Origin of the sequence: Paenirhodobacter enshiensis (assembly GCF_000740785.1) — a bacterium.
Taxonomy (GTDB): domain Bacteria; phylum Pseudomonadota; class Alphaproteobacteria; order Rhodobacterales; family Rhodobacteraceae; genus Rhodobacter; species Rhodobacter enshiensis.
On sequence record NZ_JFZB01000005.1, the window covers coordinates 265,442 to 285,194 of the forward strand.

General features: G+C 67.1%; 19 protein-coding genes. 7 read left to right on the plus strand and 12 right to left on the minus strand.

The window, feature by feature from the left end; all coding sequences use genetic code 11:
• Nucleotides 1-17: 17 nt before the first annotated feature.
• The 4 genes from CG50_RS04155 to dnaK all read right to left on the minus strand — a co-directional run bounded on the left by CG50_RS04155 (nucleotide 18) and on the right by dnaK (nucleotide 4,633).
• Nucleotides 18-578, minus strand: a complete 561-nt coding sequence (locus tag CG50_RS04155) for an NUDIX hydrolase (RefSeq protein WP_036635489.1) — start codon at nucleotides 576-578, stop codon at nucleotides 18-20.
• A 62-nt stretch (nucleotides 579-640) separates the two neighbouring features.
• Nucleotides 641-1,405 (minus strand): RadC family protein, encoded by a 765-nt coding sequence (gene radC / locus CG50_RS04160; protein WP_036635924.1) that lies wholly within the window; start codon nucleotides 1,403-1,405, stop codon nucleotides 641-643.
• Nucleotides 1,406-1,501: 96 nt separating this feature from the next.
• Nucleotides 1,502-2,650 carry a molecular chaperone DnaJ gene (gene dnaJ / locus CG50_RS04165; RefSeq protein ID WP_036635491.1) on the minus strand — a complete coding sequence of 383 codons (1,149 nt, stop codon included), beginning with the start codon at nucleotides 2,648-2,650 and terminating at the stop codon, nucleotides 1,502-1,504.
• A 66-nt stretch (nucleotides 2,651-2,716) separates the two neighbouring features.
• Entirely contained in the window at nucleotides 2,717-4,633 is a 1,917-nt protein-coding gene (gene dnaK / locus CG50_RS04170; protein ID WP_036635499.1) for a molecular chaperone DnaK, read from the minus strand.
• A gap of 189 nt (nucleotides 4,634-4,822) precedes the next feature.
• Between dnaK and CG50_RS04175 the strand changes: the two genes are divergently transcribed.
• A complete protein-coding gene (locus tag CG50_RS04175) occupies nucleotides 4,823-5,446 on the plus strand; it encodes an alpha-ketoglutarate-dependent dioxygenase AlkB family protein (protein WP_051909482.1) in 624 nt (207 codons plus the stop codon).
• A gap of 183 nt (nucleotides 5,447-5,629) precedes the next feature.
• Here CG50_RS04175 and CG50_RS04180 read toward each other — a convergent pair whose 3' ends face one another.
• Both CG50_RS04180 and mutY read right to left on the minus strand, forming a co-directional pair.
• A complete protein-coding gene (locus CG50_RS04180) occupies nucleotides 5,630-6,772 on the minus strand; it encodes an alkane 1-monooxygenase (RefSeq protein WP_051909484.1) in 1,143 nt (380 codons plus the stop codon).
• 60 nt (nucleotides 6,773-6,832) lie between these two features.
• Entirely contained in the window at nucleotides 6,833-7,888 is a 1,056-nt protein-coding gene (gene mutY, locus CG50_RS04185; protein WP_036635500.1) for an A/G-specific adenine glycosylase, read from the minus strand.
• Between the two features lie 92 nt (nucleotides 7,889-7,980).
• Here mutY and CG50_RS04190 point away from each other — a divergent pair, with 92 nt between their 5' ends.
• Entirely contained in the window at nucleotides 7,981-8,529 is a 549-nt protein-coding gene (locus CG50_RS04190; RefSeq protein WP_036635502.1) for a DUF721 domain-containing protein, read from the plus strand.
• A 2-nt stretch (nucleotides 8,530-8,531) separates the two neighbouring features.
• Entirely contained in the window at nucleotides 8,532-9,221 is a 690-nt protein-coding gene (locus CG50_RS04195; protein ID WP_036635503.1) for a DsbA family protein, read from the plus strand.
• Nucleotides 9,222-9,251: 30 nt separating this feature from the next.
• On the opposite strand, the gene lpxK is transcribed toward CG50_RS04195, so the two are convergent.
• The 3 genes from lpxK to CG50_RS04210 are packed head-to-tail and all read right to left on the minus strand — an operon-like array spanning nucleotide 9,252 to nucleotide 11,792.
• A complete protein-coding gene (lpxK, locus tag CG50_RS04200) occupies nucleotides 9,252-10,244 on the minus strand; it encodes a tetraacyldisaccharide 4'-kinase (RefSeq protein WP_036635505.1) in 993 nt (330 codons plus the stop codon).
• Complete coding sequence (locus CG50_RS16165) at nucleotides 10,244-11,512, minus strand: 3-deoxy-D-manno-octulosonic acid transferase (protein ID WP_051909486.1); 1,269 nt, start codon at nucleotides 11,510-11,512, stop codon at nucleotides 10,244-10,246. Before CG50_RS16165 ends, lpxK begins: the two co-directional genes overlap by 1 nt.
• A 22-nt stretch (nucleotides 11,513-11,534) precedes the next feature.
• Complete coding sequence (locus CG50_RS04210) at nucleotides 11,535-11,792, minus strand: DUF4170 domain-containing protein (RefSeq protein ID WP_036635507.1); 258 nt, start codon at nucleotides 11,790-11,792, stop codon at nucleotides 11,535-11,537.
• Nucleotides 11,793-11,929: 137 nt separating this feature from the next.
• On the opposite strand from CG50_RS04210, the gene zapE reads away from it, so the two are divergent.
• Nucleotides 11,930-13,018, plus strand: coding sequence for a cell division protein ZapE (gene zapE / locus CG50_RS04215; protein ID WP_036635509.1), 1,089 nt, complete (start codon nucleotides 11,930-11,932; stop codon nucleotides 13,016-13,018).
• 43 nt (nucleotides 13,019-13,061) lie between these two features.
• Here the strand turns inward: zapE and CG50_RS04220 are convergent, their stop codons facing one another.
• The 3 genes from CG50_RS04220 to accD form a co-directional block, all read right to left on the minus strand.
• On the minus strand, nucleotides 13,062-14,111 hold the full coding sequence (locus tag CG50_RS04220) for an LLM class flavin-dependent oxidoreductase (protein ID WP_036635510.1): 1,050 nt from the start codon (nucleotides 14,109-14,111) through the stop codon (nucleotides 13,062-13,064).
• A gap of 398 nt (nucleotides 14,112-14,509) precedes the next feature.
• The gene (locus CG50_RS04225) at nucleotides 14,510-15,814 is read right to left on the minus strand and encodes a bifunctional folylpolyglutamate synthase/dihydrofolate synthase (protein ID WP_051909487.1); all 1,305 of its coding nucleotides are present in this window, start codon (nucleotides 15,812-15,814) and stop codon (nucleotides 14,510-14,512) included.
• 118 nt (nucleotides 15,815-15,932) lie between these two features.
• Nucleotides 15,933-16,838, minus strand: coding sequence for an acetyl-CoA carboxylase, carboxyltransferase subunit beta (accD, locus tag CG50_RS04230; protein WP_036635511.1), 906 nt, complete (start codon nucleotides 16,836-16,838; stop codon nucleotides 15,933-15,935).
• Nucleotides 16,839-16,977: 139 nt separating this feature from the next.
• Between accD and CG50_RS04235 the strand changes: the two genes are divergently transcribed.
• The 3 genes from CG50_RS04235 to rlmN all read left to right on the plus strand — a co-directional run bounded on the left by CG50_RS04235 (nucleotide 16,978) and on the right by rlmN (nucleotide 19,744).
• The gene (locus tag CG50_RS04235) at nucleotides 16,978-17,736 is read left to right on the plus strand and encodes a TSUP family transporter (RefSeq protein WP_036635513.1); all 759 of its coding nucleotides are present in this window, start codon (nucleotides 16,978-16,980) and stop codon (nucleotides 17,734-17,736) included.
• 172 nt (nucleotides 17,737-17,908) lie between these two features.
• Nucleotides 17,909-18,433 carry an invasion associated locus B family protein gene (locus CG50_RS04240; protein WP_036635515.1) on the plus strand — a complete coding sequence of 175 codons (525 nt, stop codon included), beginning with the start codon at nucleotides 17,909-17,911 and terminating at the stop codon, nucleotides 18,431-18,433.
• A 129-nt stretch (nucleotides 18,434-18,562) separates the two neighbouring features.
• Entirely contained in the window at nucleotides 18,563-19,744 is a 1,182-nt protein-coding gene (gene rlmN, locus CG50_RS04245) for a 23S rRNA (adenine(2503)-C(2))-methyltransferase RlmN (RefSeq protein ID WP_036635516.1), read from the plus strand.
• The last annotated feature ends 9 nt before the right edge of the window (nucleotides 19,745-19,753 follow it).

A 19,753-nucleotide genomic window follows, 5' to 3' on the forward strand; every position in this document is an offset into this window, starting at 1 on the left:
CGGTGCTCATGCCCGGTTCAGTCGGCGCACCCCCCGAGTGCGCGCAGGGCAGTTCGGGCGACATCGCGGCTGAGCGGAAGCGAGGACAGCTCTTCTGGGCTGACCCATCTGGCTTCGAGTGCATCGTCCCCTGCCAGGGGTTCGCCGTGCTGCCAGCGGCACAGCACGGCGATCAATACGAAGTGCTGGCGCAGCACAGTCGCCTGAGGCCGCATCGGGGCAGCGCAAGGCATTGCCTCGCGGTCTGGCGCGGGCCTGTCCGCTTCGGCGCGATACGCGGCCGGTCTGCCCGCGATGCGGGCGTCCGGAGCCGATCCTTCTTCGGTCGGGTCACTCGCCTGTGGCGGGTCGTAGGCGTCCAGCGCATCGAGAACCGTCGTCGCGGTAGCGGTCACGCCGGTTTCCTCGACCAGCTCGCGCTCTGCCGCGCGCAACAGGGGCTCGCCGAATTCGATCTTGCCGCCGGGAAACCCCCAAAGACCGGCATCGGGCGGATTGGCCCGGCGCACCAGCAGGATCTGCCCGTCGCGCGTGACGACGGCAAGGACGGCGGGGATGGGGCGTTGCGGTTGTGTCATGTCCTTTCTATGCGGGCCTGCGGCGATCGGGGCAAGGGGCGACACGAGGCCCTGCAGGCAGGTTACAGATATCCCTCCGAGCGAAAGCTGATCTCGCGGCTCTTGCCGACGATCAGATGATCGTGCAGCACGATCCCCAGCACAGCTCCAGCCTGACGGATCTGCTCCGTCACGGCAATGTCGGCCTGCGATGGGGTCGGGTCGCCCGAGGGGTGATTGTGCACCAGAATCAGCGCTGAAGCGCCCAGCTCCAGCCCGCGCTTCATTACCTCGCGCGGGTAGACGGGCACATGGTCGACGGTGCCGCGGGCCTGTTCCTCGTCGGCGATCAGCACGTTCTTGCGGTCGAGGTAGAGGGCGCGGAATTGTTCGGTTTCGCGATGCGCCATGGCGGTGCGGCAATAGTCGAGGAGCGCATCCCAGGACGACAGAACCGGGCGGTGCAGCACCCGCGCCCGGGCCAGCCGGTGCGCCGCCGCCTCGACGATCTTCAGTTCCTGCACCACGGCATCGCCTACCCCGTCGATCTCGCGCAGCCGCGCCGTGGGCGCCGAGATGACCCGGCCGAAATCGCCAAAAGTGTCGATCAGCCGCCGCGCCAGCGGTTTGACGTCGATCCGGGGCAGGGCGCGGAACAGGATCAGCTCCAGCAACTCATAATCCGGAATGGCTGCGGCCCCACCCTCGACGAAGCGGGCGCGCAGCCGCCGGCGGTGATCCTGGATGTAAGATGGCAACCGCCCGGCCGGATCCAGCACAGTCCGGCCGGCTTCGTCCGGGTCGAACAGGCTGCGCTGAGAATCACTGAAGCCATGGGTGTGTGTCATGCACGCCAGCATGGCGGCCAGACGATGAAGAAACCGTTAACGACGGACCGCCCCAGCCTCGGCACGCAATGAAAAGGGCGCCCGAAGGCGCCCCGATCAGCTTGTCATGCTATCCCAGAAGGTCTTGACCTTCTTGAAGAAACTGGCCCCGGCCGGATTGTTCTCGGCCTCGATCTTCTCGAACTCGCGCAGCAGTTCCTTTTGCCGCGAAGTCAGGTTGACCGGTGTTTCCACCGACAGCTCGATCACCATGTCGCCGGTGCCGTTGCCGCGCAGCGCCGGCATCCCCTTGCCGCGCAGCCGCATCTGACGGCCCGACTGGCTGCCCGCCGGCACCTTCACCTTCGAGCGTCCGCCGTCGATCGTCGGAACCTCGACCTCGCCGCCGATCGCCGCCGTGACCATGGTCACCGGGACGTTGCAATACAGGTTCACCCCTTCGCGCTGGAAGATCGGATGCTCCTGCACCTCGATGAAGATGTAGAGATCGCCCGCCGGACCGCCGCGCATCCCGGCCTCGCCCTCGCCGGCGAGACGGATCCGCGTGCCGGTCTCCACCCCCGCGGGGATGTTGACGGAAAGCGTGCGCTCTTTCTCGGTGCGGCCGGCGCCATGGCAGACCTTGCAGGGGTTCTTGACCACCTGACCGGCACCGCCACAGGTCGGACAGGTCCGCTCGACGGTGAAGAAACCGTTCTGCGCCCGCACTTTACCCATGCCCGAGCAGGTCGGACAGGTCTGCGGTTCCGCGCCACCCTCGGCCCCGGTGCCATTGCACGCGGTGCAGGGCGAAGAGCCGGGCACGGTGATCGCCTTCTGAACGCCCTTGTAGGATTCCTCGAGCGAAACCCGCAGGTTGTAACGCAGATCCGAACCGCGCGTCGCACGCGAGCGGCTGCCGCCGCGCCCGCCCATGCCGCCACCGCCGCCGAACAGATCCTCGAAGATGTCGGAGAAGGCCGAGGAGAAATCCCCCCCGCCAAAGCCCTGGCCGAAACCGCCGCCGCCGCCCATGCCGCCCTCGAAGGCCGCGTGGCCGTAGCGGTCATAGGCCGCCTTCTTCTCGGCGTCCTTCAGGCAGTCGTAGGCCTCGTTGACTTCCTTGAACAGCGACTCGGCGTCCGGGTTGTCCTTGTTCCGGTCAGGGTGAAGCTCTTTCGCCTTGCCGCGATAGGCTTTCTTGATTTCCTCGAACGAGGCCGTCCGGGCGACGCCCAGCACCTCGTAGAAATCGCGTTTTGCCATGCCAATTCCCCCTCGGGGAACAGAGAGCGGGCCCGCAAGGGGCCCGCCCGTCAGTTCCGTCGGCGCTTACTTGCGCTTGTTGTCGCCCATGTCCTCGAAGTCGGCGTCGACGATGTTGTCGTCATCGGCCGCCCGCGGGGCATCGTCGTCATCGGCATGGCCTTCGCCTTCGGACTGCTGCGCCTTGTAGATCGCTTCACCGAGCTTCATCGACGCATCGGTCAGGTTGCTGATCGCACCCTTGATCTTGCCGGCGTCCTCGGTTTTCAGCGCCTCTTCCAGCGCGGTGCAGGCGAATTCGATGGCTTCGACGGTCGAGGGGTCGACCTTGTCGCCATGCTCCTTGAGCGACTTCCTGGTGGAGTCGAGCAGGCTCTCGCCCTGGTTCTTGGTCTCGACCAGCTCCTTGCGCTTCTTGTCGGCCTCGGCATTCGCCTCGGCGTCCTTGACCATCTTCTCGATGTCCTCGTCGGACAGACCGCCCGAGGCCTGGATGGTGATCTGCTGCGACTTGCCAGTGCCCTTGTCCTTGGCCGAAACCGAGACGATGCCGTTGGCGTCGATGTCGAAGGTCACCTCGATCTGCGGCACGCCACGCGGGGCGGGCGGGATCTGCTCGAGGTTGAACTGGCCGAGCATCTTGTTGTCGGCAGCCATCTCGCGCTCGCCCTGGAACACCCGGATCGTCACGGCGTTCTGGTTGTCCTCGGCGGTCGAGAAGACCTGGCTCTTCTTCGTCGGGATCGTCGTGTTGCGGTCGATCAGACGGGTGAACACGCCACCCAGCGTCTCGATGCCGAGCGACAGCGGCGTGACGTCGAGCAGAACCACGTCCTTCACGTCGCCCTGCAGCACGCCGGCCTGGATCGCGGCGCCCATGGCGACGACTTCATCCGGGTTCACGCCCTTGTGGGGTTCCTTGCCGAAGAACTCGGTCACCGCCTCGACGACCTTGGGCATACGGGTCATGCCGCCGACCAGAACCACCTCGTCAATCTCGCCCTTCGAGACACCCGCATCCTTCAGCGCGGCTTCACAGGGCTTGAGCGACTTCTTGATCAGGTCGCCGACCAGGTTTTCCAGCTTCGCACGGGTGAGCTTCATCACCATGTGCAGCGGCGTGCCGGTCTTCATGTCCATCGAGATGAACGGCTGGTTGATGTCGGTCTGCTGGCTGGAGGACAGCTCGATCTTCGCCTTTTCGGCCGCTTCCTTCAGACGCTGCAGCGCCATCTTGTCCGCGGTCAGATCGACGCCATGCTCTTTCTTGAACTCGTCCGCGAGGTAATGGACGATGCGCATGTCGAAGTCTTCGCCGCCGAGGAAGGTGTCGCCGTTGGTCGACTTCACTTCGAACAGGCCGTCGTCGATCTCGAGGATCGTGATATCGAAGGTGCCGCCGCCGAGGTCATAGACCGCGATCGTCTTGGTTTCCTTCTTGTCGAGGCCATAGGCGAGCGCGGCCGCCGTGGGCTCGTTGATGATGCGCAGGACTTCGAGACCGGCGATCTTGCCGGCGTCCTTGGTGGCCTGACGCTGAGCGTCGTTGAAATAGGCCGGAACCGTGATGACGGCCTGCGTCACCGGCTCGCCGAGATAGCTCTCGGCGGTTTCCTTCATCTTCTGCAGAATGATGGCCGAGATCTGGGCGGGCGAGAACTTGTCGCCGCGCACCTCGACCCAGGCGTCGCCATTGCCGCCGTCGACGATGGCATAGGGAACGAGCTTCTTGTCCTTCTGGACTTCGGCATCGCCCACCTTGCGCCCGATCAGACGCTTGACGGCGAAAACGGTGTTGGTCGGGTTGGTGACGGCCTGACGCTTAGCGGCCTGACCGACCAGACGTTCGTTGTCGGTGAAGGCGACGATCGAGGGCGTGGTGCGCGCACCTTCCGAGTTCTCGATCACGCGGGGCTGCGAGCCGTCCATGATGGCCACGCAGGAGTTCGTGGTCCCGAGGTCGATCCCGATGACTTTGGACATATCTTTACCTCTTCCTTCGGCGATATGGCGGGGTCGGGTCCCATCAGGCCCCCGATCCCCTATCCCAGGGTTTCAGTTTGACCCGGTCCGGGGCAGGCCTCGCGGCGCTGCCCCTTCCGGGCTTCTGGGCGTATATAAGAAGGCGAAAATGCCGCTGCAAGGCGCGCAGGGACAGGAAGCGAAAGACTCATGCCGGAATTTCCCGACCGCCCGTTTCCTCAACGGATCCGGGGCCTTCTGCACTATCCGGGCTGGCTCTCCTCGGATGAACAGCGCGCCCTGGCCGAAGACGTGCGCCAGATCGCGGTCCGCGCGCCGCTGTTTTCGCCGATCACCCCCTCCGGCAAGGCGATGTCGGTGCGGATGACCTCGGCGGGCCGGTTCGGCTGGACCGCGGACCGGCAGGGCTATCGCTACGCGCCGGCCCATCCCTCGGGCCTGCCCTGGCCCGCGATCCCCGAAAGCGTCCTCGCCATCTGGCGCGCCGTCGTTCCCGAGGCCCGTGCCCCCGAAAGCTGCCTCGTCAACTTCTACGGCCCCGAGGCGCGCATGGGCCTGCATCAGGACCGCGACGAGCGCGATCTGTCGCAACCCGTGGTCTCGATCAGCCTCGGCGACGACGCGCTGTTCAGGATCGGATCGGAAACCCGCGGCGGGCCGAGCCAGAGCCTGTGGCTGCGCTCGGGAGACGTTCTGGTGATGGGAGGCGAAGCCCGGCTGCTGCATCATGGCATCGACCGGATAGCCCCCGGCAGCTCCATGCTGCTGCGCGGGCCGGGCCGGATCAACCTGACCTTGCGCGTGGTCAGCTGAGCTTCGCCCTGCCGCACCTGCGGGAGCCTCCGGCGGGGATATTTAAGGCGAATCGAAAGGGTAAACTGCGCTCTTCCTTTCGATTCGCCTTAAATATCCCGGGGGTGAGGGCCGCAGGCCCGAGGGGGCAGAGCCCCCTTTCTTGATCTTTCGGCGGGGCAGCGCCTCCTGCCTTTTCTCCCGTCACACCGATCCGCGCGGCATCGGGTTGGTGCCCTTGTTGTAGGCGCTCCAGTCCTCGATCTGCGGATAGTAGCGTTTGCGCCAGGCCCGCACGCGCGGGTTCATCCGCCGCCGCCACAGGGGCGGGATCATCGCGAGCGTGGTCATCGCCGGGTAACCGAAAGGCAGCTGCGGCGCCTCTTCGGCGGAATAGGTCTGCAGCAGCGGGAAACGCCGGTTCGGCTTGTAATGGTGATCCGAATGGCGCTGCAGGTTCAGCAACAGCCAGTTCGAGGCCATATGCTCGGCGTTCCAGCTGTGGCGCGGCAGGACATGCTCGTATTTGCCATCGCCCAGATAGGCGCGGGTCAGCCCGTAATGCTCGACATAGTTGGTCAGTTCGAGCTGCCACACCGCCACCACCGCCTGGAACAGGAACAGGCAAAGCCCGACCCAGCCGCCGACGATCAGCGCCAGAACCAGCGCCGCCGCCTGCAATGCCGCATAGCGCCAGAACGGGTTCGACGGGTGCCGCATCGTCCGCCCGGCTCGGGCGAGCTTCAGCTTCTCCGCTTGCCAGGCCGAACGCGGGCAATCGCGCAGAACGCGAACGAAATAGCGGTGGAACCCTTCATTGTAGCGCGCGCTGACCGCATCGCGCGGCGTGCCGACCCAGAGGTGATGAACCAGAAGATGCTCGGTGCGGAAATGCGAATAAAGCACCGTCGCCAGCAGCAGATCGGCAAGGCCGCGTTCGGCCCGGTTTCTCTGGTGCATCAGCTCGTGGGCATAGTTGATCCCGACCGTGCCCGAGATCACGCCGACGCCGAAGAACAACACCACGGTCTCCAGTGCGCCGAGATGGTCGGTATGGGTCACCCACCAGATCAGCGCATAGATCGTCACCAGCTGCACCGGGAACCAGATCAGCGTGATCAGCCGATACCAGAACAGCTCCTCGTCAGGCGTCGAAGTGTCGGGCTGATCCTCGTTCAGCCCGAGGATGGCATCGAGAACGGTGACCAGCGTCCAGCCGTAAAGCGGCATCAGGACGACGGTCCAGCCGCCGAACCAGGCGCCGATCATCGCGATGGGAATCATCCCGAGCGACATCCAGAACGGCAGCGCACGGCTGGGGCGGCGGATTTCCTCGCGGGTGGACATGGGGGCCCCCTTTCCACGCCGATGATACCAGCCCGCCCCCGGGGCGCAATCGTTCACGGTTCAGCCGGGCTGCGACACGAAGGCGCTTTGCGCCGCATCCCAGACCTTGCGCATCACCGTGGGCAGATCGCCGGGGCGGAAATTCGCGCGGGGGGTGAATCCCGGCCCCTCGACCTCGGCCGCGAAGACGCGCAACACCAGATGGAAATGCGTGAAGGTGTGACGCACGGCCGAGGGGGCCTCGACCCAACCGGCGGCGAAGGGCGGGCAGGGCGAGGGGCTTTCGCCCCAGTCCGAGCCGGGAAACCCCGCCATCCCGCCCAGCAACCCGCGGTCCGGCCGCCGTTCGAGGAACACGTCGCCCCGGGCGTTGCGTGCGACATAGATCAGCCCGTGACGGGTGGGCTTCTCGGGCTTCGGGGCCTTGCGCGGCAGCTCGGCCGCGATGCCACGGGCGCGCGCGGCGCAGACGTCATCGAGCGGACACAGCGCGCAGACCGGCGCGCGCGGCGTGCAGATCGTCGCGCCCAGATCCATCATCGCCTGAGCGTGATCGCCGGGGCGCTGGGCGGGGGTCAGCCGCCCGGCGAGGCGCACGAGTTCGGGCTTTGCCCCGGGCAGCGGCGCCTCGACAGCCCACAGGCGCGAGACCACGCGCTCCACATTGCCGTCAACCACCGTCGCAGCCTCGTCGAAGGCGATCGAGGCCACCGCCGCTGCAGTATAGGGCCCGATCCCCGGCAGGGCCGCCAGCGCGGCCGCCGTGCGCGGGAAGGCCCCGCCATGCTCGAAGGCGACGGCCCGGGCGCATTTCAGCAGGTTGCGGGCGCGCGCGTAATAGCCAAGCCCCGCCCATTCGGCCATGACATCGGCGTCCGCCGCCGCCGCCAGTGCGCCGACATCGGGCCAGCGTTCGGTGAAGCGGCGGAAGTAATCGCGCACCGTGGCGACGGTGGTCTGCTGCAACATCACCTCGGACAGCCAGACGCGATAGGGATCGGGCTGTTCTCCCGCAGCACGGCGGGCGGGCGACACCCGCCAGGGCAGGTCGCGCGCCTGCCGGTCATACCAGTCGAGCAGGGCCCTGCCGGCCCGCGCCTCTTCGCCGTCACGCAAACTTTATGCCCCGTCCTTGTCCGAGTAATCTTATCGGGTGGCAAAGCCCTCCCGCTCGCCTAGAATAGTCGCTGAAACCGGAAAGGACAGGGATGAGCGACGAACGCCCCGCGGCCCCCAGATCGGAGCGGCACAGCCGCGGCTTCGAGGCCGCCTCGCGCCTGCTGCGCGAGCGCATCCGCGTCGCCGGCGAGGCGCGCGGCTTTGCAGTGTCGCGGCTGCTGACCCAATGGCCCGAGATCGTCGGCGAAGAGCTGGCCCGCCTGTCGCGCCCGGTGCGTGTGGGCTATGGCAAGAGCGGCTTCGGTGCCACCCTGACTCTCCTGGTCGAGGGCGCGGCTGCCCCCATCGTCGACATGAGCCGCGAGCGTATCCGCGAGAAGGTCAATGCCTGCTACGGGTACAACGCGATCTCGCGGGTGATGCTGACCCAGACCGCCGCCACCGGCTTCGCCGAGGGACAGGCGGTGTTCACCCCCGCCCCGAAGGCGCGCCCCGCCGCCCCTTCGCCCGAAGTCCGCGCCGCCGCCGAGGCGACGGCCGAGGGCTGTCACGATTCCGATCTGCGCGCCGCCCTCGAGACGCTGGCGCAGAACGTCCTGATGAAAACGTCCGGGAAGGCCGGACAGAAGAAAGGCTGAACATGAACCGTCGCACCCTTCTCCTCGGCACGGCCGGGGCTGCCCTTGTCGCTGCCGCGGGGGGCTGGATCTCGAACCAGACCCGTTTCGTGCGCCCGGCCGCGGCCGAGGACACCGGCACCACCCCGGCCCAGACCCCGCCGCCCGCCGCCGGTGCCACGCCAGAGATTGTGCCGGACATTCCCCTCGGCAGCCCGGATGCCAAGGTGACGATGATCGAATACGGCTCGTTCACCTGCCCGCATTGCGCCGATTTCCATAACGAGGTCTTCGGTCAGCTGAAGAAGGATTACATCGACACCGGCAAGGTGCGGTTCATCTTCCGCGAGGTCTATTTCGACAAGTTCGGTCTGTGGGCCGGTATGGTCGCGCAATGCGGCGGCGCGCTGAAGTATTATGGCATCGTCGACATGATCTACACCGAGCAGCGCGACTGGTTCGGCGACGGCAAGGCGCAGACGATCTCGGACAACCTGCGCAAGATCGGTCTGCGTGCCGGGCTGACCAAGGAGCAGCTCGATGCCTGCATGAACGATCAGGCCCATGCTCAGGCGATGGTCGCGACGTATCAGAAGCACGCCACCGACGACAGCATCGACGCTACGCCGAGCTTCGTCATCAACGGCCAGAAATATTCCAACATGTCCTATGCCGACATCAAGAAGATCCTGGACGAGAAGCTCGCCGGCTGATGCCACGGGTCGGGGCCCGCTACGCGGGCCTCAGCATCCGATCCGGTCCAGCGCCGCATTGAGCGGCGCCGGATCTTCCAGTTGCAGCCGCACCGGCAGCACCCGGATTCGCCCGGCCCAGTCCGGAGGCAGGCGCATCGCGTCCTTTTCCGTCGTGACCAGTTCCGCCTTCAGGTCGAGGGCGCGCAGGTCCTGTGCCTCGAGCCATTGCCGCGTCAGCGGCTGATGATCGCCCAGGGGGGCGGTCGCCACCACCTCGGCGCCAAGGCTGCGCAGCGTGTCGAAGAATTTCTCCGGATGGCCGATCCCTGCGAAGGCGAGCACCCGGCGGCCCTGCCAGTTTTCGTCTTCAGCCGGGACCAGCGCGCCACGCAGATGCGGGATGGCGATGGCGTGGCCCCATTGGCGCGCGAAGGCCTCCTGCGCGGCGGGGGTGCCGATCGACAACAGCAGATCGGCCCGGGCGAGGCCTGCCGTCACCGGCTCGCGCAGCGGGCCCGCGGGCAGGCAGCGCCCGTTGCCGAAGCCGCGCGCGGCATCCACCACCACGATCGACAGCGTCTTTACCAGCGCCGGGTTCTGGAACCCGTCGTCGAGAACGATTGCCTCTGCGCCGCTCGCGATGGCGGCCACGGCACCTGCCGCGCGGTCGCGCGCCACCCAGACCGGAACGCCCGTGCTGCGGGCGAGAAGCAGCGGCTCGTCGCCCACGGCGGCGGCATCGTGCCAGGCGGTGTCCACCTGAACCGGGCCGGTCAGAGTGCCGCCATGACCGCGGCTGACGATCTGCGGCCGCACGCCGCGCGCCTGCAACAGGGCGATCAGCGCAATTGCCGTGGGCGTCTTGCCTGTGCCACCGGCATTCAGATTGCCGATGCAGATCACCGGCACCGCGGTGTGCAGCCCCGTCCGGCGTAGCCGCGCCGCCGTCATCGCGGCATAAACCCGCCCGAGCGGGGCAAGCAGCCGTGCCGGAAGGCTCGGCTTGTCAGGGGGGGTGAACCAGAAGGCGGGGGTGCGCATCAGACGGCCCCGCCGGTCAGATCGCCCGGATCTTCTGCTGAATCATCAAGGTAATTCAATACCATGCGCGCCACGGCCTCGGCCGCCCCCGCACCGCCCGAGGTCACTGCCCAGGCGTTGTGCGCCAGCATCGCCGCCTTGTCGGCCGCCATCAGATCCGCCACCGCATCGCCGAGCGCGGTCTCGTCGGTCACCGCCCGCGCCGCCCGCGCGGCGTCGAGCCGGGCATATTCGGCCGCGAAGGGCCCGGTGCCCGGCCCGTGCAGAATGGCCGAGCCGAGCGCCGCGGGCTCCAGCGGCGAGCGGGGCGAGGGCGTCTCGGCGCCGAAGGTGCCGCCCATCCAGGTCACCGGGGCGACGCGATACCACAGCCCGTATTCATCGGCGTCGTCGGCAAGGAAGATCTGCGCATCGCCATCGGGTTCGCCCTCGACGGAGCGGCGCTCGACGATCCAGCCCTGATCGGTAAGTGTTTCGGCCAGATCGTCGGCATCCTCGGGCCGTTCCGGAGCGAGGATCAGCAGCATCCGGTGCGCATGGCGTTGGGCGCGGGCATGGGCCTCGATCACCGCGGGGAACTCGGCCGCGGGGACGGAGGCGGCCAGCCACACCGGCCGGGTGCGGGTCTGCGCGGCGATCGAGGCGCGCTCGGCCTCGGAACAGCGCAGCGGTTCGGGCGGTTCCGACATCAGCCCGCCGACCTCGACATGCGCGGGATCCGCCCCGAGCCGGCCGATCAGCGCCATCGAGGCGGCATCGCGCACGCTGATCCGCGACAGCCGCGACAGCGCAGCGCGCATCAGCCGGCGTTGCGTGAAACCGGGGTTCAGCGCGGCTTCCGGCAGGGTCATGTCGATCGACAGAAGGGGGACGCCGGCCTCGAAGGTCTCGCCGATCAGTGTCGGGGGAAGCTGCGCGCCGCTCAGCACGACGGCATCGGGTTGCCAGTGGCGCAGCGCGGAGCGGATGTTCGAGAGATTTTCGCCGGCCGGGTCGATCCGCAGCACGCCATCGGGCAGTTGCGGGCCGAGCGCCTCAGGGGCGGAGACCACGACCTGAAGATCGGGCCGCATCTTGAGCATCCGGCGCAGCACCATGAGCGCAGCGCCGAAGCCATCGGGCGATTCGTCGGGCACCAGCCAGACCAGCTCACCTTCGGGGCGCGCCCGCCATCCGGGCACAGGGAGCGGCACGCCCGATACCAGCCGGGCGAGCGCGATCCGCGACCACAGCAACAGCGAGGCCTTGGGCCGGACCGGGGAACGCATCAGACGGCGCGGCCCCCCGGTCTCAGTGACCGAGTTCCTCGGTCGACGAGACCGCCGATTCCTCGTCGCGCAGGCGATGCAGATGCGCGATGAAGTAGCGGGTGTGGGCGTTGTCCACGGTGCGCTGCGCTTCGGCCTTCCAGGCGGCATGCGCTTCGGCATAGCTCGGGAAGATCCCGACGACGTGGATCTTGCTGACATCCTTGAACTCGGTCCGGGCCGGATCGACGAGTTCGCCGCCGAACACCAGATGAAGACGCTGCGGGGTTTTGCTGGACATGATCACTCCTGTCTCTGAGGCTGGCCGGACAGTATTCCATTGTATGCCGCATCTCAAGCCTGCCCTTGCTCTGGCATACCCTTCCCTTAAAAGAGACGCAACGCAGTCGATGCGATGCGACGAGGGAGGGAACCCGAATGAGCCAGAGCCTGATGCAGATCTACGATGCCCGCGTGGCCGAGGGCACGTTGCACGCCGATGCCGCGCAGCGCGCCGTGCTGCCGCTGCTCGAGGCGATCCGCACGGAGCTGGAAAAGCCGGTGAAGAAATCCGGCGGGCTGTTTGGCATGTTCGCAAAGCCGGTGGCCGAGCCGGTGAAGGGGCTGTATCTGTGGGGCGGCGTCGGGCGCGGCAAGTCGATGCTGATGGATCTGTTCTGCGGCGCGGTCGACGTGCCGAAACGGCGCGTCCACTTCCACGCCTTCATGCAGGAGGTTCAGGCGAAGATCGAGGCCGCCCGCAAGACCCATGTGGCGGATTCGCTGATGCCCGTGGCCGAGGACATCGCCGGCTCGCTGCGGCTGCTGTGCTTCGACGAGATGCAGATCACCGACATCGCGGATGCAATGATCGTCGGCCGCCTGTTCGAGGAGCTGTTCAAGCGCGGCGTGACCGTCGTCACCACCTCGAACCGCGCGCCCGAGGAGCTTTACAAGAACGGCCTGAACCGGCAGCTGTTCCTGCCGTTCATCGACATCATCCGCACCAGGCTGACGGTGCACGAGATCATCTCGGAAACCGATTACCGCCAGCACCGTCTGGCCGGGGCTCAGGTGTATTTCCACCCGCTCGGCGCGCCGGCGACGCGGGCGATGGACGAGCTGTGGAATGAGCTGACGGGCGGTGACAACGGCGGTTCGCTGACGCTCGAAGTGATGGGGCGGCATCTGGTGATCCCGCATTTCCATTCGGGCGTGGGCCGCGCGTCGTTTGACGATCTGTGTGCCCATGCGCTCGGCCCGGCGGATTATCTGGCCGTGGCGAATGCGATGAAGCTGTTGATGATCGACGATATTCCGGAACTGTCGTCGTCGAACTTCAACCAGGCGAAGCGCTTCGTGACGCTGATCGACGCGCTTTACGAGGCGAAGGTGCGGCTGGTGTGCTCGGCCGCGGCGGAGCCCGAACAGCTGTATGTGCAGGGCGAGGGTTCGTTCGAGTTCGAGCGCACCGCAAGCCGCCTGCGCGAGATGCAGAGCGCCGACTGGATCGGCGACGAGGTGTAACCGAAAGGGGCGGCCCGCGCCGCCCCGCTGTCCGCCGAGGGGCTTACGCCTTCCCGGCCAGCATCTCGCGCACCAGCGGAATGACGCGGGTGCCGTACAGCTCGATGTTGTGCAGGTTGGTGCGGTAGTCCTGCGGGCCCGAGGAATATTTCAGCGTGAACCGGCTCAGCCCCAGTCCGCGCACGGTGCGCACGATCTTGCGCGCCACGGTTTCGGGCGAGCCGACGTAAAGCGAGCCGTGCTCGATTTCGCTCTCATAGGCCTCGCGGCTGAGCGTGCCCCAGCCGCGGCTGGCGCCGATCATCCGGTGCATCGCCTGATAGCCGGTGAAGTATTCCTCGCGGGCGAGGGCGTCGGTCTCGCCGACATGGCCCGGCGAATGCACGCCGATCGGCAGGACGGGCGTGCCCATCTGCTCATGCGCGCGGCGATACAGATCGACGAAGGGGGCGAAGCGCATCGCGTCGCCGCCGATGATCGCCAGCATCAGCGGCATTCCCATCGCCGCCGCCTCGACCACCGATTGCGGCGAACCGCCGACGCCGCGCCACACGGTCAGCCTGTTCTCGGGGCGCGGATAGACGGTCACGCCCTTCAGACGCGGGGTGAACTGGCCCTGATTCGAGACCTTCTCCTGGGTCAGCAGCTGGGTCAGGAACTGCGCCTTCTCCTGGAACAGCGTCTCGTAATCGTCGAGCTGGAAGCCGAACAGCGGGAAGCTCTCGGTGAAGGAACCGCGGCCGATGGTGATCTCGGCCCGGCCCGGCGCGATGGCGTCGAGGGTGGAGAACCGCTGGAACAGCCGGATCGGATCGTCCGAGGACAGCACCGTGACCGAGGTGCCGCCGCGGATATGCCCGGTCTGGCCGAGCAGCGCGCCAAGGATCGGCTCGGGAGAGGAAATCGCGAAATCCGGGCGGTGATGCTCGCCGAGGCCGAAGTAATCGACGCCGAGCTGATCTGCGAGGATGCCCTCGGCCAGCGTGTCGCGGATCACCTGCGCGCCCGAGCGCGGGCCGGTGTCGTCGCGGGTGATGTCCCCGAAGGTATCGAGGCCGAATTCGAGCTTTGAGAAGTCGGGAAGGGGGGTCATGAGGATGCTCCGTCAGCGTTGACGGAAAGATAGGCGGCGGGGCGGGCTGTGCATAGGCGAACGGCCGCACAGTCAGCCTTGCATCCGCGCGCGGATGGGGCGCACTGTGGCGCATCCTGCCCGGGGATGCGCAGGCCTGTCCGGGCGAGGCGGTGTTTGCGATCACCCGGCCGCTTCTGGTGATCCTTGGGATGACGAGCCGCTGGTCTCGCGAGGGCTGTCCTTCGGGCTGGCACGGAGGGTGAGGGGGGCTGCTGCTCAATCTGCCCTGGGCATCGCATGGTCTGTTCGAGGACTGTCCGGAAGATGTCGTGCCTGCCCTGCGCATGTTCGTCCGCCGCGCTGTCGGAGAGGGGGCGGCGCGCTGAGCGCCGGCCGATTCCGTTGGCGGCGGCAACTCAGCCGTTGTCGCGCAGCACCTTGCCGGCGAGGTAGAGCGAGCCGCAGATCAGCACCCGTGCCGAGGGATCGCGCGCCGCGATGGCGTCGAGGGCGGCGGCGACGGTCTCGGCCGTGCGCACCTCGGCGAAGCCGGCCTCGCGGGCGAAGCCGGCGATTTCGGCGGCCTGAAGGGTGTTCGGCTCCTCGGGGATGGTGACGGCGGTCAGGCTGGCGACATGCGGCACCAGCGGGTGCATGTAGCCCGCCACGTCCTTGGTGTTGATCATGCCGCAGATCAGATGCGTCGGGCGTTCGGGCATCCGCGCGAGGGTGGCGGCCACGGCCTCGCCGCCGGCCGGATTGTGCCCGCCGTCGAGCCACAGCTCGATCCCCGGGGCGCTCATGGCGAGCGGCCCCTTGCGCAGGCGCTGGAACCGGGCGGGCCATTCGGCGCGGGTGACGGCGGCCTCGCAGGCGGTCTCGCCGAAGCCGAGATGGCGCAGCGCCATGATCGCGGCGCCGGCGTTCTGGATCTGATGCGGGCCGGGCAGGTTCGGCAGGGGCAGGTCGAGAAGGCCGTTCTCGTCCTGGAAGATCATCCGGCCGCGCTCCTCGAAGGCGTTCCAGTGCTGACCGAAGGCGAGGACCGGGGCGCCGAGACGTTCGGCCTTCGCCTCGATCACCGCGAGGCCCTCGGGCGTCTGCGGGCCGACGACGACCGGCACGCCGCGCTTGATGATCCCGGCCTTCTCGCCGGCGATCTCGGCCACGGTATTGCCGAGGTATTGCTGATGGTCGAGCGAGACCGGCGTGATGATGCACAGCGCCGGATGCTCGATCACGTTGGTGGCGTCGAGCCGGCCGCCGAGGCCGACCTCGAGCAGGGTGTAATCGGCCGGCGTGCGCGCGAAGGCAAGGAAGCCCGCGGCGGTGGTGATCTCGAAGAAGGTGATGGGCGTGCCGGCGTTCTTCGCCTCGCATTCCTTCAGGAGCGCGGCGAGGGCGGGTTCGGAGATCAGTTCTCCGGCGACACGGATGCGCTCGTGGAAGCGGGCGAGATGGGGCGAGGTATAGGCGTGGACGCGCTTGCCCTGCGATTCGAGCCCGGCGCGGATCATCGCCTGGGTCGAGCCCTTGCCGTTGGTGCCGGCGATGTGGATCGCGGGTGGAATGGCGCGTTCGGGATTGCCGAGGCGGGCGAGGATGTCGCGCATCCGGTCGAGCGACAGGTCGATCACCTTCGGGTGCAGCGACATCAGCCGGTGCAGGATTTCATCCGAGGAGCGGTTGTCCGAAGGGAGCACTTCCGAAGACTGGGTCATGACGCGCCTTTCCAGCCGTGGGTTCGGCCCGAAGGCCGGGGGCTCTGCCCCCGGACCCCCGGGATATTTTCAGCGAATCGAAAGGGCGGCCGGCTGTTGGCGCGGGCCGCCCGATGGATCAGGCCTTCGCTTCGGCAGGTTTGCCGGGCGCGGGCAGGTCGGCGATGATCGCCGGCGGCAGGCCCATCAGCATCCGGGTGATGGTGACCAGCTCCTCGCGCAGCTTCTTGCGGTGCGTCACGCGGTCGAGCATCCCGTGATCGAGCAGGTATTCGGCGCGCTGGAACCCCTCGGGGAGCTTCTCGCGGATGGTCTGTTCGATGACGCGGGGGCCGGCGAAGCAGATCAGCGCGTTCGGTTCCGAGATCTGCACGTCGCCGAGCATGGCGTAAGACGCCGTCACGCCGCCGGTGGTGGGGTGGGTGAGCACGACGATATAGGGCAGATGCGCTTCCTTGAGCATCTCGACCGCGACGGTCGAGCGCGGCATCTGCATCAGCGACAGGATACCTTCCTGCATCCGCGCGCCGCCGGCGGCCGAGAACAGGATCAGCGGGCGCTTCAGTTTCACCGCGCGTTCGGCTGCGGCGACGATGGCGTTGCCGACATACATGCCCATCGAGCCGCCCATGAACGAGAAGTCCTGCGCCGCGGCGACGATCGGGGTGCGGCCCATCTCGCCCTCGGCGACGAGCATCGCGTCTTTCTCGCCGGTGTTCTTCTGCGCGGCCTTCATCCGGTCGGGGTATTTCTTCTGGTCGCGGAAATGCAGCGGGTCGGCGACGGGGACGGGGACCTTGACCTCGGTGAAGATGCCGCCGTCGAACAGCGCGTTGAAGCGCGCGCGCGGCGTGATCGCCATGTGATGGTCACAGTTGGTGCAGACGTTCAGGTTTTCCGCAAGTTCGCGGTGGAACAGCATCGTGCCGCATTCCGGGCACTTGGTCCAAAGGTTCTCGGGCATTTCGCGGCGCGAGAACAGGGAATTGATCTTCGGTTTGACGTAGTTCGAGATCCAGTTCATCGGTCGTGAAGCCCCTTTTTGCGTCGGCCTGAAATAATCCCCATGCGACCGAAATGCAATCGGCACGGGTGAGGGCGGGTTTACTTCGCGCCCCGGGCGGCGGATGAAGACCCGCCGGAGCGGATCGAAAGGAGCTCGGATGTTCGAGGTTGCGGGGGATATCGCGGCGCTGCTGATCGCGGCGGCGCTGTTCGCGGGGTTCGTCGATTCCATCGCCGGCGGCGGCGGGCTGATCACCTTGCCGGTGCTGATGCTCAGCGGCGCGAGCCCGCTGCAGGCGATCGCGACCAACAAGGTGCAGAGCGTGTTCGGCTCGGCCACGGCGACGGTGTCCTATGCGAGGGCCGGGCAGGTGGATCTGCGCCGGCAGATCGGAACCGCGCTCATCGCTTTCGCGGGCGGGCTGATCGGCGCGCTTCTGGCCTCGCGCGTGCCGGCCGAGGGGCTGCGTTACGCCCTGCCGGTGATCCTGATCGCCATCGCCGCCTTCTTCGCGTTCAAGCGCGGCCTGAACGACGAGGACCGGACCGAGCGGCTGAGCCCCGTCGCCTATTCCGCCTTCGTGGTGCCGCTGATCGGCTTCTATGACGGGGCGATCGGGCCGGGGGCGGGGTCGTTTTACATGCTCGGCTTCGTCATGCTGGCGGGATACGGCGTGCTGAAGGCGACGGCGCACACGAAATTGCTGAACTTCGGATCGAACCTCGGCGGGCTGGTGGCCTATGCCGCAGTGGCAACGCCGTGGTGGAAGATCGGTCTGGCGATGGGGCTGGCGCAGATGCTGGGCGCGCAACTCGGCAGCCGGATGGCGATGAAGCGCGGCGCGCGGCTGATCAAGCCGCTTCTGGTCGCGACGTCGCTCGCGCTCGCTGCGCGGCTGATCTGGCAACTGCTGTAACGGCGCTCTTGCGCCGGTGTGAGGGCACAAACCTGCGCCCGGGGGGTTCCCCCGCCGTGCAAAATTGCGTTATCCCTTGCATATCGAGTTGAAATCGAAGCCGCCGGAACCGAGAAGGGCACAGGCCCACGGGCGGAGAGTTGAGGCACAGACACAGCTGGAGGGCTGTATAATGAAGACTTTCATCTTGCGGAGCATGGCGGTTCTTGGGGCGACGATGATCCTGTCGGGGGCCGTCGCTGCGCAGGAGACCTCCAACCGGGTCGCCGCCAAGGGCGACTGGAGCGTCTTCAGCGAGAACAACCCGAAGGAATGCTGGGGTGTCTCCTCGCCCAAGGACACGCAGAACACCAAGGACGGCAAGAAGGCTGACGTGCGTCGCGGCGACATCTTGCTGTTCGTCACCTTCCGCGGCGCGAAGCCGGGCGAGGTGTCGTTCATGGGCGGCTATGCCTTCGCCCCGGGCTCGACCGTCGACGCCGTGACCGACAAGGGCGCGAAGTTCACGCTGTTCACCAAGGACGAGGGGGCCTGGGCCGGCTCGCCCGCCGATGATGCGAAGATCATCGCCGCGCTCAAGTCCGCCAATGACGTGACGCTGAGCGGCAAGTCCGGCAAGGGCACGCAGACGCAGGACAAGTTCTCGCTCAAGGGGTTCTCGGCGGCGATGGACGAGGCGGCGAAGCGCTGCAAGTAGGCCGCTGACCCGGGCGTCAGTCCTAAAAAACCGCATTCAGGCGCGCCAAACCGGCGCGCCTTTTCGTTTCGCGCTTTGTTTTTCAGGGCGAATCCCCTATATCCGCCTCTCATTCAGGAAATCCGAGCCATGACCGAAGCCACTGCACCCGTCACCCAGGACGTGCTGACCATTCCGCGCAAGCTGCCCGAGACGGGCAAGGTGAACCTCGTCGGTCTCACCCGCGAACAACTGCGCGATGCGCTGATCGAGGCGGGCACGCCCGAGAAGCAGGCGAAGATGCGGCTCGGTCAGGTCTGGCAGTGGATCTATTACTGGGGCGTGCGCGATTTCGCGCAGATGACCAACCTGTCGAAGGATTACCGCGCGCTTCTGACCGAGAAGTTCGAGATCGGCCTGCCCGAGATTGTCACCCGTCAGGTGTCCGAGGACGGCACGCGCAAGTATCTGCTGCGCATCGCCGGCGGCCATGAGGTCGAGACCGTCTATATCCCCGAGGAAGGCCGCGGCACGCTGTGCGTCTCGTCGCAGGTGGGCTGCACGCTGACCTGCACCTTCTGTCACACCGGCACCCAGAAGCTGGTGCGCAACCTGACCGCGGGCGAGATCGTCGGGCAGGTTCTGGTGGCGCGCGACGACCTCGGCGAATGGCCCGAGCCCGGCCAGCCCAAGCCCGAGGAACGTCTGGTCTCCAACGTCGTGCTGATGGGCATGGGCGAGCCGCTCTACAACTTCGACAACGTGCGCGACGCGATGCAGGTGGTGATGGATGGCGAGGGGATCTCGCTCAGCCGTCGCCGGATCACGCTGTCGACCTCGGGCGTGGTGCCGATGATCGCGCGCGCGGCCGAGGAGATCGGCTGTCTGCTGGCGATCAGCTTCCACGCCACCACGAACGAGACCCGCGACAAGCTGGTGCCGATCAACAAGAAATGGAACATCGCCGAGCTGCTGCAGGCGCTGCGCGATTATCCGCGCCTGTCGAACAGCGAGCGGATCACCTTCGAATATGTCATGCTCAAGGGCGTGAACGACAGCGACGACGACGCCCGCCGTCTGGTCAAGCTGATCCGCGGCATCCCGGCGAAGATCAACCTGATCCCGTTCAACGAATGGCCCGGCGCGCCCTATCAGCGCTCGGACTGGGAGCGGATCGAGGCTTTCGCCGACATCATCTACAAGGCCGGCTATGCGAGCCCGATCCGCACCCCGCGCGGCGAGGACATCATGGCCGCCTGCGGGCAGCTGAAATCCGCGACCGAGCGCGCCCGCAAGTCGAAGGCGCAGATCGCCGCCGAGGCCGGGCTGTAAGGCCGGCGA